Annotated in this window: 12 protein-coding genes; 8 read left to right on the forward strand and 4 right to left on the reverse strand. The window is 69.2% G+C overall.

Annotated features, from left to right (window positions below; genetic code table 11):
- Nucleotide 1 precedes the first annotated feature (1 nt).
- The gene (locus M2351_RS41265) at nt 2–3,133 is read left to right on the forward strand and encodes an efflux RND transporter permease subunit (protein ID WP_264661752.1); all 3,132 of its coding nucleotides are present in this window, start codon (nt 2–4) and stop codon (nt 3,131–3,133) included.
- Nucleotides 3,134–3,148: 15 nt separating this feature from the next.
- Here M2351_RS41265 and M2351_RS41270 read toward each other — a convergent pair whose 3' ends face one another.
- Nucleotides 3,149–3,898, reverse strand: coding sequence for a sulfite exporter TauE/SafE family protein (locus M2351_RS41270; RefSeq protein ID WP_264661753.1), 750 nt, complete (start codon nt 3,896–3,898; stop codon nt 3,149–3,151).
- A 97-nt stretch (nt 3,899–3,995) separates the two neighbouring features.
- Between M2351_RS41270 and M2351_RS41275 the strand changes: the two genes are divergently transcribed.
- The gene (locus M2351_RS41275; RefSeq protein ID WP_264661754.1) at nt 3,996–4,949 is read left to right on the forward strand and encodes a LysR family transcriptional regulator; all 954 of its coding nucleotides are present in this window, start codon (nt 3,996–3,998) and stop codon (nt 4,947–4,949) included.
- A gap of 99 nt (nt 4,950–5,048) precedes the next feature.
- Here the strand turns inward: M2351_RS41275 and M2351_RS41280 are convergent, their stop codons facing one another.
- Genes M2351_RS41280 through M2351_RS41290 form a run of 3 tightly spaced genes read right to left on the reverse strand, consistent with a single transcriptional unit; the run spans nt 5,049 to nt 10,041 of the window.
- Nucleotides 5,049–8,171 carry an efflux RND transporter permease subunit gene (locus tag M2351_RS41280; protein ID WP_264661755.1) on the reverse strand — a complete coding sequence of 1,041 codons (3,123 nt, stop codon included), beginning with the start codon at nt 8,169–8,171 and terminating at the stop codon, nt 5,049–5,051.
- Nucleotides 8,168–9,361 (reverse strand): efflux RND transporter periplasmic adaptor subunit, encoded by a 1,194-nt coding sequence (locus M2351_RS41285; RefSeq protein WP_264661756.1) that lies wholly within the window; start codon nt 9,359–9,361, stop codon nt 8,168–8,170. Before M2351_RS41285 ends, M2351_RS41280 begins: the two co-directional genes overlap by 4 nt.
- Nucleotides 9,358–10,041 carry a TetR/AcrR family transcriptional regulator gene (locus M2351_RS41290; RefSeq protein WP_264661757.1) on the reverse strand — a complete coding sequence of 228 codons (684 nt, stop codon included), beginning with the start codon at nt 10,039–10,041 and terminating at the stop codon, nt 9,358–9,360. The genes M2351_RS41285 and M2351_RS41290 overlap by 4 nt, the downstream gene beginning before the upstream one ends.
- A gap of 210 nt (nt 10,042–10,251) precedes the next feature.
- Between M2351_RS41290 and M2351_RS41295 the strand changes: the two genes are divergently transcribed.
- The 6 genes from M2351_RS41295 (at nt 10,252) to M2351_RS41320 (ending at nt 15,873) form a co-directional block, all read left to right on the forward strand.
- On the forward strand, nt 10,252–11,235 hold the full coding sequence (locus M2351_RS41295) for a TRAP transporter substrate-binding protein (protein ID WP_264661758.1): 984 nt from the start codon (nt 10,252–10,254) through the stop codon (nt 11,233–11,235).
- Nucleotides 11,236–11,442: 207 nt separating this feature from the next.
- Nucleotides 11,443–11,952 (forward strand): TRAP transporter small permease, encoded by a 510-nt coding sequence (locus M2351_RS41300; protein WP_264661759.1) that lies wholly within the window; start codon nt 11,443–11,445, stop codon nt 11,950–11,952.
- 3 nt (nt 11,953–11,955) lie between these two features.
- A complete protein-coding gene (locus M2351_RS41305; RefSeq protein WP_264661760.1) occupies nt 11,956–13,257 on the forward strand; it encodes a TRAP transporter large permease in 1,302 nt (433 codons plus the stop codon).
- An 11-nt stretch (nt 13,258–13,268) separates the two neighbouring features.
- A complete protein-coding gene (gene pxpB / locus M2351_RS41310; RefSeq protein WP_264661761.1) occupies nt 13,269–14,003 on the forward strand; it encodes a 5-oxoprolinase subunit PxpB in 735 nt (244 codons plus the stop codon).
- Nucleotides 14,000–15,097, forward strand: coding sequence for a 5-oxoprolinase subunit C family protein (locus tag M2351_RS41315; RefSeq protein ID WP_264661762.1), 1,098 nt, complete (start codon nt 14,000–14,002; stop codon nt 15,095–15,097). Before pxpB ends, M2351_RS41315 begins: the two co-directional genes overlap by 4 nt.
- On the forward strand, nt 15,094–15,873 hold the full coding sequence (locus M2351_RS41320) for a LamB/YcsF family protein (RefSeq protein ID WP_264661763.1): 780 nt from the start codon (nt 15,094–15,096) through the stop codon (nt 15,871–15,873). Before M2351_RS41315 ends, M2351_RS41320 begins: the two co-directional genes overlap by 4 nt.
- Nucleotides 15,874–15,902 lie beyond the last annotated feature (29 nt).

Here is a 15,902-nt window from a genome sequence, read left to right on the forward strand (position 1 = left end):
CATGCCCATCACCCGCATCAGCGTCGACAACCCCGTCTTCGCCACCATGATGATGGTGGCGCTGATGGTGCTGGGCCTGTTCTCCTACCAGCGGCTGGGCGTCGACCAGTTTCCCGACGTGGACTTCCCGCTGGTCGTCGTCTCGACCGAGTATCCCGGCGCCAGCCCGGAGTCCGTTGAAACCGACGTGACCCGCCCCATCGAGGACGCGGTCAACACCATCGCCGGCATCAAGACGCTGACCTCCCGCTCCTACGAGAGCCGGTCGGTGGTGATCGCCGAATTCGACCTGAAGACCGCCTCCACCCAAGCGCTCCAGGACGTGCGCGAGAAGGTCTCCGCGCTCCGCCCGTCCTTCCGGGACGAGGTGAAGGACCCGCAGATCACCCGCTTCAACCCGGACGACCAGCCCATCCTGTCCATCGCCGTCAAGTCGGACATCCGCACGCTGCGCGACCTGACGACGATGACCGACCAGATCGTGCTGAAGCGATTGCAGAACGTCCGCGGCGTCGGCCGGGCGACCATTGCCGGCGGCGTCAAGCGCCAGATCCAGGTGCGGCTACGGCCGGAACGGCTGGAGGCGCTGAACGTCGGCGTCGACCAGGTCATCAAGGCGATCAAGGACGAGAACCAGGACCTGCCGGCCGGCACCGTGTCGGGCGGCGGGGCGGAGCGCGTCGTCCAGGTGGACGGGCGTGTGATCGACCCGCGCCAGCTGCTCGACCTGATCGTCGCCCGGCGCGGTGGCGAGCCGGTGCGGCTGCGGCAGGTCGCCGAGGTGCTGGACGGGCAGGAGGAGCAGGAGTCCGTCGCCCTCTTCAACGGCGCCCCGGCGCTGGCCGTGGACGTGGTCAAGATCCAGGGCTCCAACACGGTGGAGGTCGCCCGCGGCCTGTACAAGGCGCTGGACGAGCTGCGCCGCGACGGCTCCCTGCCCAGCGACGTGGCGCTGGAGGTGGTCCGCGACACCTCGCGCGGGATTACCAACTCGCTCAGCAACGTGCAGCGGACGCTGGTCGAGGGCGGCGTGCTGACTGTCTTCATCGTCATGATCTTCCTGGGCTCCTGGCGCAGCACGGTGATCACGGCGCTGACCCTGCCGGTGGCGGTGATGGGCACCTTCGGCGTGCTGGCGGCCTTCGGCTTCACGCTGAACGTCATGACGCTGATGGCGCTGTCGCTGGCGATCGGCATCCTGATCGACGACGCCATCGTGGTGCGCGAGAACATCATGCGCCACCTGGGCAAGGGCCAAGGGCACCGGCAGGCGGCGTTGGACGGCACCAAGGAGATCGGGCTGGCGGTGCTGGCCACCACGCTGACCATCGTGGCCGTGTTCCTGCCCGTCGCCTTCATGGGCGGCATCATCGGGCGCTTCTTCCTGCAGTTCGGGATCACCGTTTCCGCAGCGGTGCTGATCTCCCTGTTCGTGTCCTTCACGCTGGACCCCATGCTGTCCAGCCTGTGGTACGATCCGGCGGCGCACGGGCGGCACGGGCGCGGCGTCTTCGGCCGCTTCGCCGGCGGCTTCCAGCGCGCCTTCGACGCCATCGCGCGGGTCTATGGCCGGCTGCTGGGCTGGGCGCTGAGGTGGCGCTGGCTGGTGTTGCTTTTGGCGCTGGGCATCTTCGTCGGCAGCTTCTTCCTGGTGCCGCGCATCGGCGTGGAGTTCGTGCCGGCCGCGGATCTGGGCGAATCGGTCGTGGAGGTGGAGACGCCGGTCGGATCCTCCCTCGACTACACGGCGGCGAAGCTGCGGCAGGCCGAGGCGGCCATCCGCGAGTTCCCGGAGGTCGCCTACACCTACGGCACGGTCAACACCGGGGCCGCCGTCGGCAAGAACCGCGGCAGCGTCTATGTCCGGCTGGTGCCGATCAACCAGCGCAAGCGCTCCCCCAACGACCTCGCCCCGGCGATCCGCGAGCGGCTGGCGGCCATCCCCGGCATCAGCGTCGGCATCGGCATCCCCGGCGTGGGCGGCGTGCAGAAGCAGATTCAGGTCTCCGTCCAGGGCCGCGACATCGCGGAACTGGACCGCATCGCCCAGCAGGTCACCGCCGCCATGGGCCGCATCCGCGGCTTCGTCGACGTGGACAGCAGCCTGAAGGCCGCCAAGCCGACCCTGTCGGTCCGGCTGGAGCGGGAAATCGCCAGCGACCTGGGCGTCGGCACAGCGCAGGTCGCCAACACGCTGCGTCCCCTCTTCGCCGGCGACACCGTATCCACCTGGAAGGCGCCGGACGGCGAGAGCTACGACGTGCTGGTCCGCCTGCCGGAGGGCGACCGGGTCGGGCGCGCCGACCTGGACCGCATCTATCTGACCGGCCGCGACGACGCCAACGGCATGCCGCGCATGGTGCCGCTGTCGCAGGTCAGCCGCGTCTCCACCACGCTCGGCGCCTCGCAGATCAACCGCCGTGACCTGTCGCGCGAGGTCAACGTCCAGGCCAACGTCCAGGGCCGCGCGGCCGGCGACGCCGGCAAGGAGTTGCAGGCGGCGATTGCCGACATCAAGCTGCCGCCCGGCTACCGCATCGTCTTCGGCGGCTCCACCAAGGACATCGCGGAGACGACCGGCTACGCTACCCAGGCGCTGCTGCTGGCGGTCATCCTGATCTACCTGATCCTGGCCTCGCAGTTCGGCAGCTTCCTCCAGCCCATCGCCATCATGGTCTCCCTGCCGCTGTCGCTGGTCGGCGTGTTCCTGGGCCTGCTGGTCGCGGGATCAACCCTGAATATCTTCAGCGCCATCGGCTTCATCATGCTGATGGGCCTGGTGACCAAGAACGCCATCCTGCTGGTCGACTTCGCCAACCAAGCCCGCGCCCGCGGCGTGGAACTGCGCGACGCGGTCGTCGAGGCCGGCGTCATCCGCCTGCGTCCCATCGTCATGACCACCATGGCGATGATCTTCGGCATGATCCCGCTGGCGCTCGGCCTTGGCGAGGGCGCGCAGCAGCGAGCGCCCATGGCCCACGCGGTCATCGGCGGGCTGATCAGCTCCACGCTGCTGACCCTGCTGGTGGTGCCGGTGATCCTGACCTACCTCGACGCCGTCTCCCGGCGCTTCAAGCACTGGTTCGGACGGAAGGATCCGGACGCGGTGGCGCATGGGGTGGCGGCGGAGTGAAGGGTGCAACGACGGTCACTCGCCGTGCCCCACGGCCAGGACCGTCCCGAGCGCCAGCAGGCCCAGGAAGAAGCAGCGCCGGAAGGTTTCCGCGTGGACGCGCCGGCGCAGCCATTGGCCCAAGAACATGCCGGCCAGCGCCGGGACCAACGCGGCCGCGGAGGCGCCGGCAATCCCACCCTGGAGAAGGCCTTGCTGGGCGAGGCCGGCGGCCAGCGCCAGGGTGGAGACCGTGAAGGACAGGCCGAGCGCCTGGATCAGCCCGTCGCGGTCGAGGCCGAGCGCCTGGAGGTAGGGCACGGCGGGGACCACGAAGACGCCCGTCGCGGCGGTGACCACGCCGGTGGCGGCCCCGACCAGCGGCGACAGCCAGAACTCGGCGCGTGCTGGCACGCGCATTGACACCTTTGCCAAGCCGACCAAGGCGTACACCAGCAGCGCGACGCCCAGCGCCCGGACCGCGTGTTCGGCCTGGACGCCGGCCAGCAGGCTCGTCCCGACCCAGGTTCCGAGCGAAATCCCGAGCATCATCGGCCACAGCCGGTCCAGGACCACGCCGAACCGCGGGCCCGCGGCGAGCTGCCAGACGTTCGTCACAAGCGAAGGCACGACGAGCAGCGCCGCCGCCTCCGACGGCGGCATCACCAAGCCGAGGAGGCCGACGGCGACCGTCGGCAAACCCAGGCCGATCATGCCCTTGACGAGGCCGGCGAGGGTGAAGGTGACGGCCACATGGGCCAGGAGGGAGAGTGGCAAGTCCATCATGGGTGCGACTTGAAGCCACTCGCGATGCCAAGGCAATGTGGATGTCGCAAAGCCAGCCTTCGTTTTTGCCGAAGGCACGTTCCGCGAGGTGACACCCATGCGATTCGACCTGATCGACCTGCGCCTGTTCCTGCACGTCGTCGAAGCGGCGAGCATCACCCATGGCGCCGAGCGCTCGCATCTGGCGCTGGCATCGGCCAGCGCTCGCATCCGCGGCATGGAGGAGACGCTGGGCGTCCCGCTGCTCGACCGGGGCCGGCGGGGCGTGCGGCCGACGCCGGCCGGTGACGCCCTGACGGCGCACGCGCGCATCGTGCTGCAGCAGTTGGAGCGCATGCGCGGCGAGTTGGGGGCCTACGCGCAGGGGCTGAAGGGCCATGTGCGCCTGCTGTCCAACACGGCCGCCCTCGCCGAATTTCTGCCGGAAGCGCTGGCGCTCTTCCTGGCCGAGCATCCCAACATTGACGTGGAGTTGGAGGAGAAGCCCAGCGACGCCATCGTGCGGATGGTGGCGGAGGGCTTGGCCGACGCAGGGGTGGTCGCCGATTACGCCGACCGGTCCGGGCTGGAAACCTTCCCGTTCCGCACCGACCGGCTGGTGCTGGTCGTGCCGCGCGGTCACGCGCTGGCGGGGCGGCGGGGGATCGCCTTCCGGGAGGTGGTCGGGCACGGCTTCGTGGGGCTGGGTGCCGGTAGCGCGCTTCAAAAGCACATCGACGATCAGGCGATCCGGGTGGGCCAGCCGCTGAAGCTGCGCGTCCGGGTCCGCGGCTTCGACGCGATCTGCCGGATGGTCGAACGGGGGGTCGGGCTGGCCGTCATTCCCGAATCATCGGCGCGGCGCTGCCGGCGTTTCGCCAAGATCCGCGCGGTGCGGTTGACGGACGCCTGGGCGGTGCGGCGGCTGTACGTCTGCGTGCGCCGGATGATCGACTTGCCGATCCACGTGCGTCTGATGGTGGAGTGTTTGGTGCGCGGTGGCGAGAGTCATCCCCCTCGCCCGGCCGGGCCGGGAGAGGGAGGGGCCCGCACCGAAGGTGTGGGAGGGTGAGGGCTTGGTTTCTCGGGAAGACCTAGCCCTCACCCTCCCATGGCTGTGCCATGGGTCCCTCCCTCTCCCTGCGGTGCAGGGAGAGGGGAAGGATTTGCGTCACTCCCCGCCGGGGACCGGGTGACCGGCGTCGGGGGCGACGGTGGGGCGGCGTTTCAGCAGGCGGGCCACCGCGTTGCCGGCGCTGTCCATGTAGAGGTAGAGGACCGGCGTGATGTAGAGCGTCAGGATCTGCGACACGCACAGGCCGCCCACCACGGCGAGGCCGAGCGGCTGGCGCAGTTCGGCCGCGGCGCCGTGGGCGATGGCGATGGGCAGGGTGCCCATGACCGCCGCCATGGTCGTCATCATGATCGGGCGGAAGCGCAGCAGGCAGGCCTGCTCGATCGCCTCGCGCGCGGTCATGCCCTGGTTGCGCTGCGCGTCCACCGCGAAGTCGATCATCATGATCGCGTTCTTCTTCACGATGCCGATCAGCATCAGGATGCCGATGATCGCGATCATGCTGAGTTCCTGCCCGAACACCATCAGCGTGGCGAGCGCGCCGATGGCCGCCGAGGGCAGGCCCGACAGGATGGTCAGCGGGTGGATGAAGCTCTCGTAGAGGACGCCCAGCACGATGTAGATCACCAGCACCGCGGCCAGCAGAAGCAGGCCCTGGCCGGCCTGGGCGTCCTGGAAGACCTGGGCGGTGCCGGCGAAGCCGGTGGTGATGGTCGCGGGCAACGCCATCTCCTGCTCCACGGTGCGGATCGCGGCCACGGCGTCGCCCAGTGCGGCGCCGGGGGCGAGGTTGAAGGACAGCGTCACGGCCGGAAGCTGGCCCTGGTGGTTGACCGTCAGCGGCCCGGCGGTGCGCTGCACGCTGGCGAAGGCGTCCAGCGGCACGAGCTTGCCCGTGGTGGAGCGGACGTAGATGCGCGACAGCGCGTCGTCGCCGACCTGGTACTTTGGCGCCAGTTCGATCAGCACCTGGTAGTCGTTGCTGGGCGTGTAGATGGTCGAGACCTGGCGCTGGCCGAAGGCGCTGTAGAGGGTGGAGCGCACCTGGTCCACGCCGATGCCCAGCGTCGCCGCCTTCTCGCGGTCCACATGCACGTAGGCCTGCGGGCTGTTCAGCTGGAGGTCGCTGGTCACGTCCTGCAGGATCGGGATGTCGTGCAGGGCGCGTTCCAGACGGCCCGACCACTGGTACAGCTCATCCAGGTCCAGGCCCTGGATGGTGTACTGGTACAGGCTCTTGGACTGGCGGCCGCCGATGCGCAGGTTCTGCACCGGCTGCATGAAGACCGCCATGCCGGGAATGCCGGCCAGCTGGCGGCGCAGCTGCTGGATCACCTCGCCCGCGCCGACACGCTCCTCCCGCGGCTTCAGCACGACGAACATGCGGCCGGAGTTGATGGAGTTGCCGCCGACCGCGACGGAGGAAGTGACGTCGTCCACCGCCGGGTGGGCCTTGATGATCGCGGCGACCTTCTGCTGCCGCTCCGCCATCGCCGGGAAGGAGATGTCGGGCGCCGCCTCCGTAGAGACGGAGATCTGGCCGATGTCCTCCGTCGGGAAGAAGCCCTTCGGGATGGCCTGGAACAGCATGACCGAGCCGGCCACCGTGCCGAGCATGACGAGGCCCATGATCGGCCGGTACTTCAGCGCCAGCCGCAAGGTCGAGCCATAGCCGCGCAGCAGCGCGTCGAAGCCGCCTTCCAGGATGCGACCGAACAGGCCCTCCTTCGCGCCGTGCGGCTCGTGCGACAGCATGCGGGAGCACATCATCGGCGTCAGCGTCAGCGCCACGAAGGCCGACGCGGCAATGGACATGGTCACGACCAGCGCGAATTCGTGGAACACGCGGCCGACCACGCCGCCCATCATCAGGATGGGGATGAAAACCGCCACCAGCGACAGCGTGATCGACACGATGGTGAAGCCGATCTCGCGCGAGCCCTTGATGGCCGCCTCATAGGGGCGCATGCCCTCTTCGACGTAGCGGACGATGTTCTCCATCATCACGATGGCGTCGTCGACGACAAGGCCCACGGCCAGCGTCAGCGCCATCAGCGAGATGTTGTCGATGGAGAAGCCCATCACATGCATGCCGCCGGCCGTGGCGATCAGCGAGATGGGCACGGTCAGGGCCGGGATCAGCGTCGCCGACAGACGGCGCAGGAACAGGAAGATCACCATCACGACCAGCGCAATGGTCAGGCCGAGCGTGAACTGCACGTCCTCCACAGCCTGACGGATCGAGGTGGAACGGTCGTTCATCACCTCCACCTTGGCGCTGGGCGGCAGCTGGGCGCGGAAGGTCGGCAGCAGGGCCCTCACCCGGTCCACCACCTCCACCGTGTTGGCGTCGGGCTGGCGCTGCACGGCCAGCACGATGGCGCGTGTGCCGTTGTGCCAGCTGGCGGTGCGGATGTTCTCCACGCTGTCCAGCACGGCGCCGACGTCGCCCAGCCGCACCGGCGCGCCGTTGCGCCAGGCGATGATCAAGTCGCGGAAAGCCGCGGCGTTGGGAAGCTGCGGGTTGGCGGCGATGACCAGCTGCTGCTTGTCGCCGGACAGGGTGCCGACCGGCGTGTTGGCGTTGGCCGCGGCCAGGGCCTTTTGCAGCTCGTCAATGCCGATGCCGCGCACCGACAGGGCGTTGGGATCGACCTGGACGCGGACCGCGTATTTCTGCGACCCGTAGATCTGCACCTGCGCGATGCCCGGCAGGGTGGCCACCTTCGGCTGCACCGCGGTTTCCGCGAAATCGTTCAGCTGCGACAGCGGCAGCGTCGGGGAGCTGAGCGACAGCAGCAGGATCGGCGCGTCGGCCGGGTTGACCTTGCGGTAGCTGGGCGGGGTGGTCATCTCCGCCGGCAGGCGGCGCTGGGTGCGGGCGATGGCCGCCTGGACGTCCTGCGCGGCGGCGTCGATGTCCCGTTCCAGCACGAACTGGATGGTGATCGACGTGTTGCCGAGGCTGGAGGTGGAGGTCAGCGTGTCGATGCCGGCGATGGTGGAGAACTCGCGCTCAAGCGGGCTCGCCACCGACGCGGCCATCGTCTCCGGGCTGGCGCCCGGCAGCGTGGCGGACACGTTGATGACCGGGAAATCCACCCGCGGCAGCGCCGCGACCGGCAGCTGGCGGTAGGCCGCAAGGCCCCCCAGCACGAGCGCCGCCGTCAGCAGGATGGTCATCACCGGACGGCGGATGCAGAGTTCGGAAATGCTCACGACGCACCCCCGGGAGATGCGGGGGCGAGGTCGCTCTTCTTCTTCGCATCACCGCCCTTCTCATCCCCCCGAGCGCTGACCTTGGCGCCGGGGAAGAGGCGGGACTGGCCGTCCACCACCACCCGCTCGCCGGCCTGGAGGCCGCTGGCGATGATGGCGAGGCCGTCCTGGCTGCGCGACACGGTCACCGGGCGGACCTCCACGGTGTCGTCACCCTTCACGACGTAGACGAAGCGGCCCTCCTGGCCGGTCTGCACCGACTCGTCGGGCAGGGTCAGGGCCTGCGGCTCGACGCGCAGGGTCAGCACGACGTCCACGAACTGGCCGGGCCACAGGCGGGTGTCGGTGTTGGGGAACTGGCCCTTCACCAGGATGGTGCCGGACTGCTGGTCCACCTGGCTGTCCACGAAGGACAGGACGCCGTCTTCCGGCGCGCGGCTGTCGCCGGGGATGCCGGCGGTGACCGGCAGCTTGCCCGTTTCCATGGCCTTGCGGATGGTCGGCAGGTGGCGTTCCGGCACGTTGAAGGCGACGGTGATCGGGCGCAGCTGGGTCAGGGTGACCAGCGGCGTGGCGTCGGCCGCGCGCACCATGGTGCCGGCCTTGGCGTTGACCGCACCGGTGCGGCCGTCCATGGGGGCGGTGATGCGGGTGAAGGACAGCGCGACCCGCGCCGCCTCGATCGCGGCGTTGTCGGCCTTCACCGTGCCTTCCAGCGCGTCCGCCGTGGCGATGGCGGCGTCGAGCTGCTGGCGCGAGATGGCGTTGGAGCGCACCAGCTCGCTGTAGCGCCGCACGTCGCCGCGGGCCTTCTCCAGATTGGCCTTGTCGCGCTCCAGGTTGGCCTGGGCTTGGCGGAGCTGGGCGTCGAGCGCGCGAGCGTCGAGCGAGAACAGCAGGTCGCCCGCCTTCACCTCCTGCCCCTCGGTGAAGTGGACAGTGTCCACCACTGTGTCGACGCGCGCCTTGATGGCGATCGCCGCCAAAGGTTGGACCGATCCAATCGTGCCGAGCCGTTCCGGGACCGCGCGCGCCTCCACCGGTTTCACCACCACCGGCACGGCGCGCGGGGCGCTGGCCGGGGCGGCGGCCTTGGCGACCTCCGCCCCGCCGGTCTTCAGGCTGTACCAGTACCCGCCGCCAGCCAGCGCAGCCACCAGCAGGACCGGAAACACTATGCGTCTCGTCACGTCGAACTCCCGGCGCGGTGGCCTCGATCAGGCAGGGCTTCGGCCCTGGCCGCAGTGGTGGTGTCTGTTGGGGCGGTATCGGTTTTGGTGGTGCCCGCCGTCACGAAATCGAGGACGGCGCGTTCCAGTTGCTCGCGCGGGCGGTCGCCCAGCCCCATGACGCCGCCGCGCACCATGCCGATGATCAGCATCGGCGTGATGTCGGTGTCGAGCGCGCGGAACTGGCCGGCGGCGATGCCGTCCTCCAGCACGGTGCGCAGGACCGCGGCCATGTGGGCGTTGCGGTGGCGGATCAGGCGGCGCCCCTGCTCCGCTAGGTCGGACTGGTGGCCGCCGATGATCTTCAGCGTCGGCAGCTGTTCCCCGAAAATGTCGATCAGCGCCGACGCCCAGGCGCACAGCCGGCTGCACGGGTCGGAACCGACCGGCGCCAGGGCCGACATCCGGCCTTCCAACTCATCGAGTGCGCGGGCCAACGATTCGAGGTACAAATCTTCCTTGGACGGAAAATAGCGGTAGAGCGTCGCCTTCCCCACCCCCGCCAGCTTCGCCACCTCGTCCACCTGGACCGCGGCGTAGCTGCGCTGCGCGAACAGGGTCGAGGCGGCCGCGAGGATCGCTTCGCGTCGCTTCAGGCGCCAGCCGGGTGCCGCGTCGCCAGTTGCCGCGTCGAGGGGCATTAATCCCGAAACCTCGAATGTCCGATGAAGAAAAAATGAAACTCGCCGGTTTCAAAAACTGAAAATACCTGAGCCCCGTACGCTGTCAAGCGACATGGCACGCGTACATCTGCATACGGGGTAACACGGCGGCCCCTTGCGCGCACGGCGGCGACATCGGAAGATCGGCCCGACACCAAACCGGTCACATAACAGGGGGGCACCCACAACATGACCGCGATCAGCCTGCGTTCCACCCTCATCGGCGCCGCCTTCGCCATCGGCCTCGCCACCCCGGTCGCGGCCTTCGCCGAGACCTGGGACATGCCGACGCCCTATCCCGACACGAACCTGCACACCATCGTGGTGCGCCAGTTCGCCGACGACGTGAAGGCGGCCACGGGCGGCAAGATCCAGATCACCGTCCATTCCAACGGCTCCCTGATCAAGCATCCGGAGATCAAGCGCGCCGTGCAGTCCGGCCAAGCGCAGCTGGGCGAGGTGCTGATCAGCTCCTGGGCGAACGAGGATCCGCTCTACGGCCTCGACTCGGTGCCGTTCCTGGCGACCGACTTCGCGTCGTCGAAGAAGCTCTACGAGGTTTCCAAGCCGTATCTGGAGAAGAAGCTGGAGCGCCAGCGCCTGAAGCTTCTCTACTCCATTCCGTGGCCGCCGCAGGGCCTGTACGTGAAGGAGGACATCGCCTCCGTCGCCGACCTGAAGGGCCAGAAGTTCCGCGCCTACAACCCGGCCACCACCCGCATCGCCGAACTGTCGGGCGCCGTCCCGACCAAGATCGAGGCCGCGGAGGTCGCCCAGGCCTTCGGCACCGGCATCGTGACGGCCATGATCACCTCGGCCGCGACCGGCGTGGACACCAAGGCCTGGGACTTCGTGAAGGACTATTACGACATCCAGGCCTGGCTGCCGCGCAACATGGTCTTCGTCAGCGCCGAGGTCTGGAAGGGCCTGGACGCCGCCACCCAGAAGGCCATCCAGGAGGCCGCCGCCAAGGCCGAGGCCACGGGCTGGACCGAGTGGGAGAAGAAAACCGCCGACCTGAACAAGACGCTGGCCGACAACGGCATGAAGGTCCTGGCCCCGACCCCCGCCATCAAGGACGGCTTCGCCGCCATCGGCAAGACCATGACCGACGAGTGGATGAAGGCGGCGGGCGCCGACGGCGAGGCGATCATCGCGGCGTATAAGAAGTAAGGTCCAGCAAAGGGCTGAGTATTGCCCCCACCCTAACCCTCCCCCGCTTCGCAGGGGAGGGACCCGCGAAGCTCTCGCGCAAGCGTAGCTTGCGCTGACGCGGCAGGCGGACCTTCGGTCCGCCGAGAGCGGGAGGGTGGGGGCAAAGCGCCCACACAAGAACAACTCTCCCCAACTCCCCGCCCGATTTCTGGAGGTGGTTGCGCCATGCGCACCGCATTGTCCTTCCTCTACCGCGCCGCCGAGTTCCTGGGCGCGGTGTTCCTGGTGCTGATCGGCGTGCTGATCGTCAGCCAGGTCTTTTCCCGCCTGGTCGGGCGCATGGTGCCGGGGGCCGACGAGCTGGCCGGCTACTGCATGGCCGCGTCCTTCTTCCTGATGCTGGGGCCGGCGCTGCGCCGCGGCGCGCACATCCGCGTCGGCGTGCTGGTGGATCGCCTGCATGGGGGCGTGCGGCGCGTGTTCGAGGTGATCTGCCTGGGCTTCGCCAGCGCGCTCAGCCTCTATTTCGCTTTCTACTGGCTGCGCATGACCTACGATTCCTACGATTTCGGCGATCTCAGCCAGGGCGTGCTGCCGATCCCGCTGTGGATCCCGCAGGCGGCCATGGCCGCCGGGCTGGTGGTGCTGGTGGTGGCGCTGCTGGACGACCTGATCGCGGTGCTGATGGGGCGCGAGGCGTCCTACCAGAGCGCCGGCCTGCAGAGCGAGGGCTGAACCATGGACCAATCCACCGCCTCCATCGTCGTCATGCTCACGATGTTCGTGATGCTGGGCGCCGGCATCTGGGTCGCGCTGGCGCTGGCCGGCGTCGGCTTCGTCGCCATGGCCCTGTTCACGTCGCGCCCCATCGGGCTGGTCATGGCGACCAACGTCTGGGGGGCCAGCACCAGCTGGACGCTGACCGCGCTGCCGCTGTTCATCTGGATGGGCGAGATTCTGTTCCGCACGCGCATCTCGTCGGACATGTTCAAGGGGCTGGCGCCCTGGATGGGCTGGCTGCCCGGCCGGCTGATGCATGTGAACATCGTTGGCTGCTCCATCTTCGCCGCCGTGTCCGGCTCGTCGGCCGCGACGGCCGCGACCATCGGGCGCATGACGATTCCGGAGCTGACCCGGCGCGGCTACGATCCGATGATGATCGTGGGCTCTCTGGCCGGCGCCGGCACGCTGGGCCTGCTGATCCCGCCGTCGATCATCATGATCGTCTACGGCGTCGCCGCCGACGTGTCCATCGCCCGCCTGTTCATCGCCGGCGTCATCCCCGGCATCCTGCTGACCGGCCTGTTCATGGCCTATGTCGCGGGCTGGTCCGCCCTGAACCCCGGCCGCGTGCCGCCGCCGGAGCCGCCGCAGAGCTTTGCGGAGAAGATCCGCGACACCGGGTCGCTGATCCCCGTGGTTCTGCTGATCGTCGCCGTGCTCGGCTCCATCTACATCGGCATCGCCACGCCGACGGAGGCCGCGGGCGTCGGAGTCCTGGGATCGCTGGTGCTGGCGCTGGTCACCGGCACGCTGAACTGGACAACCTTCCGCGACAGCGTGCTGGGCGCGGCCCACACCTCCTGCATGATCGGCTTCATCCTGGCGGGCGCCGCCTTCCTGACCGTCGCCATGGGCTACACCGGCATCCCGCGCCTGCTGGCGGAGTGGATCACCTCCATGCAGCTGTCCACCGCGGCGCTGCTGGTCGTGCTGACGATCTTCTTCGTCATCATGGGCTGTTTCCTGGACGGCATCTCCATGGTGGTGCTGACCACGTCGGTCATCATGCCGATGGTGCAGAAGGCGGGGATCGACCTGCTGTGGTTCGGGATCTACATCGTGATCGTGGTGGAGATGGCGCAGATCACCCCGCCGGTCGGCTTCAACCTGTTCGTTTTGCAGCCGATGACCGGCAAGGACATCTTCACCATCGGCAAGGCGAGCTTCCCCTTCTTCGCCGTCATGGTGCTGATGGTCGTCCTGCTGTGGCTGTTCCCGGGTCTGGTGACGTGGCTGCCGTCGAAGATGATCGGGTGAGGACCGGACAAGTGGCCGCTATTGGGGACGTGCGTTTCACGACGGCCGGCGACACCGCCTTCAACGTCGAGTTCGGCGAGGGCATCGACCGGCCGACCAACGCCCGCGTGATGGCGCTGCACGCCCGCCTGAAGCGGGCGGCGGTGCCGGGGTTGGTGGAGACGGTGCCGACCTTCCGCTCCCTCCAGGTGGTCTACGACCCGGCGGCGACCAGCCGCCGGGTCGTCCAGGCCGCGGTGGAGGCGCAGATCGTTCCCGACGACGCGGCGGCGGCGGAGGGCGCGCTGTGGCGCCTGCCGGTCTGCTACGACCCGGAGCTTGGCCCCGACCTGGAGGAGGTCTCCGCCGCGCTGGGGCTGACGCCGGAACGGCTGGCCGCGTTGCATGGGGCAACGGAGTATTTCGTCTACATGCTGGGCTTCATGCCGGGCTTCGGCTACATGGGAGACCTTCCCGTGGAGCTGGAACGGCCACGCCGGACGGAGCCGCGCGTGCGCGTGCCGGCGGGTTCCGTCGCCATGGCGGGTCGGCTGACCACCGTCTACCCGTGGGAGAGCCCCGGCGGCTGGCACCTGATCGGCCACTGTCCGGTGCCGCTTTATGACGGCACCCGCCCCTCCCCCGTCCTGCTGGCGGCCGGCGACCGGGTGCGGTTCGAGGCGGTGGACCGGGCGCACCACGACGCGCTGGTGGCGGAGGTCGCCGCAGGGCGATTCGATCCGGAGACGTTGAGGGCATCGGCATGAGCGCGCCCGGATTGCGTGTGGTTAGACCCGGCCTGTTCGCCACCATCCAGGATCTCGGCCGCGTCGGGTACCAGGAGCTGGGCATGCCGGTGGCCGGCGCGCTCGACCCTATCGCCCTGCGGCTGGCCAACGCGCTGGTCGGCAATCCGGCGGGAACGGCGGGGGTGGAGATCGCCCTGCTCGGTCCGGCGCTGAAGGTCGAGGCCGAATCGGTGCGCGTCGCGGTCGTCGGCCCCATGGCCCTGCGGATGGAGCGCGAGGGGCAGCCGCCCGCAGCGCTGGAGCCCTACCGCACGCACACGCTCAATTGTGGCGACGTGCTGGCGCTGGGCGCGGTGACCGGCGCGTCGGTCGCCTATCTGGCCGTGGCCGGCGGCTTCGCGCTGGAGCCGTTCCTGGGCAGCCTGTCCACCTATGTGCGGGCCGGCATTGGGCCGCTGGGGGGCAAGCCGCTGGGCGATGGCGCTCGGCTTCCGCTGGTCCGCGACGCGGCGCCAGGGGGGGACGACGTGGAGTTGCCGGAGCCGCCGGACTATGGCGGCGGGCCGGTGCGCGTGGTGCTGGGGCCGCAGGACGACCGCTTCACCGCTGCGGCGGTGGAGACCTTCCTGTCCGCCACCTACCGCGTCGGCAAGGACGCCGACCGCATGGGACTGCGGCTGGAGGGACCGACGCTGGCGCACAGGGGTTCGGCCGACATCCCGTCGGATGGGCTGGTGACGGGCTCGATCCAGGTGCCGGGCAACGGTCAGCCGATCTTGCTGCTGAACGACCACCAGACGGCCGGCGGCTACGCCAAGATCGCCACGGTGATCTCCGCCGACCTGCCGCGCGTCGGCCGGCTGCGGCCGGGCGATGCGCTGGCCTTCCGCGCGGTGGGTGTGGATGAGGCGGAGGGTATCCGCCGCCGGCAGGAACAGGCCATCGCGGGCTGGATCCGCGCCATTCGCACGGTGCGCCCGGCGGGCGGCGTGGACCTGGACGCGCTCTATTCGGAAAACCTCGTGTCCGGCGTCGTGGACATCGTGAACGGCAACGGTGACATCCTGAACGCCGAGAACATGGCCGGAAATATGAACGGGAGGGCATCATGACCATCACGGTCAACCTGAACGCCGACCTGGGTGAAGGGTTCGGCGCCTATGCCATCGGCGACGACGAGGCGATGCTGGGCGTCGTCGCGTCGGCCAACATCGCCTGCGGCTATCACGCGGGCGACCCGCTGGTGATGACGCGCACGGTGAAGAGTGCGCTCAGCAACGGCGTCAGCCTGGGCGCCCATCCGGCCTTCCCGGACCTGCAGGGCTTCGGCCGCCGCCAGATGCGCCTTTCGGCGGCGGAACTGGAAGCCATGGTCGCCTACCAGATCGGCGCGTTGATGGGCATCGCCGCGACCTGCGGCGGTCGTGTCACCCATGTGAAGCCGCACGGCGCGCTGAGCAACATGGCGGCAGTGGACGAGTCCCTGTCCATGGCCATCGGCCGCGCCATCAAGGGCGTCGATCCGTCGCTGATCTTCCTGGCCATTGCCGGGTCGGAGATGGCCGAGGCCGGCCGCCGGTTGGGCCTTGCCACCGCGGAGGAGGTGTTCGCCGACCGCGCCTACGACGACAGCGGCAACCTCGTCTCACGCGCCCAGCCCGGCGCGATGATCCACGATCCGGAGGTCGCGGCTACCAACGTGCTGCGCATGCTGGAGGAAGGCGTGATCGTGTCGGTCACCGGCAAGCGTATCCCCTGCACCGCCCATTCCGTCTGCGTCCACGGCGACGAACCGAGCGCGGTCGTCATGGCGACGAACCTGCGGAAGACGCTGGAAGCGAAGGGCGTGCGGATCGCCACCCTGCCGGAGATGCGGGAGAGGTTTTGACGCTATCCCATTCTCCCTCTCCCCTCCGG

The organism is Azospirillum canadense, from assembly GCF_025961225.1.
GTDB classification, from domain to species: Bacteria; Pseudomonadota; Alphaproteobacteria; order Azospirillales; family Azospirillaceae; genus Azospirillum; species Azospirillum canadense.

What these genes read in the sequence shown, in the direction of transcription:
- M2351_RS41290 (WP_264661757.1), bottom strand. Translation starts at nt 10,041, where the DNA reads ATGCCCCTCGACGCGGCAACTGGCGACGCGGCACCCGGCTGGCGCCTG.
- M2351_RS41275 (WP_264661754.1), top strand. Translation starts at nt 3,996, where the DNA reads ATGCGATTCGACCTGATCGACCTGCGCCTGTTCCTGCACGTCGTCGAA.
- M2351_RS41265 (WP_264661752.1), top strand. Translation starts at nt 2, where the DNA reads ATGCCCATCACCCGCATCAGCGTCGACAACCCCGTCTTCGCCACCATG.
- M2351_RS41300 (WP_264661759.1), top strand. Translation starts at nt 11,443, where the DNA reads ATGCGCACCGCATTGTCCTTCCTCTACCGCGCCGCCGAGTTCCTGGGC.
- M2351_RS41320 (WP_264661763.1), top strand. Translation starts at nt 15,094, where the DNA reads ATGACCATCACGGTCAACCTGAACGCCGACCTGGGTGAAGGGTTCGGC.
- M2351_RS41270 (WP_264661753.1), bottom strand. Translation starts at nt 3,898, where the DNA reads ATGATGGACTTGCCACTCTCCCTCCTGGCCCATGTGGCCGTCACCTTC.
- M2351_RS41295 (WP_264661758.1), top strand. Translation starts at nt 10,252, where the DNA reads ATGACCGCGATCAGCCTGCGTTCCACCCTCATCGGCGCCGCCTTCGCC.
- M2351_RS41315 (WP_264661762.1), top strand. Translation starts at nt 14,000, where the DNA reads ATGAGCGCGCCCGGATTGCGTGTGGTTAGACCCGGCCTGTTCGCCACC.
- M2351_RS41305 (WP_264661760.1), top strand. Translation starts at nt 11,956, where the DNA reads ATGGACCAATCCACCGCCTCCATCGTCGTCATGCTCACGATGTTCGTG.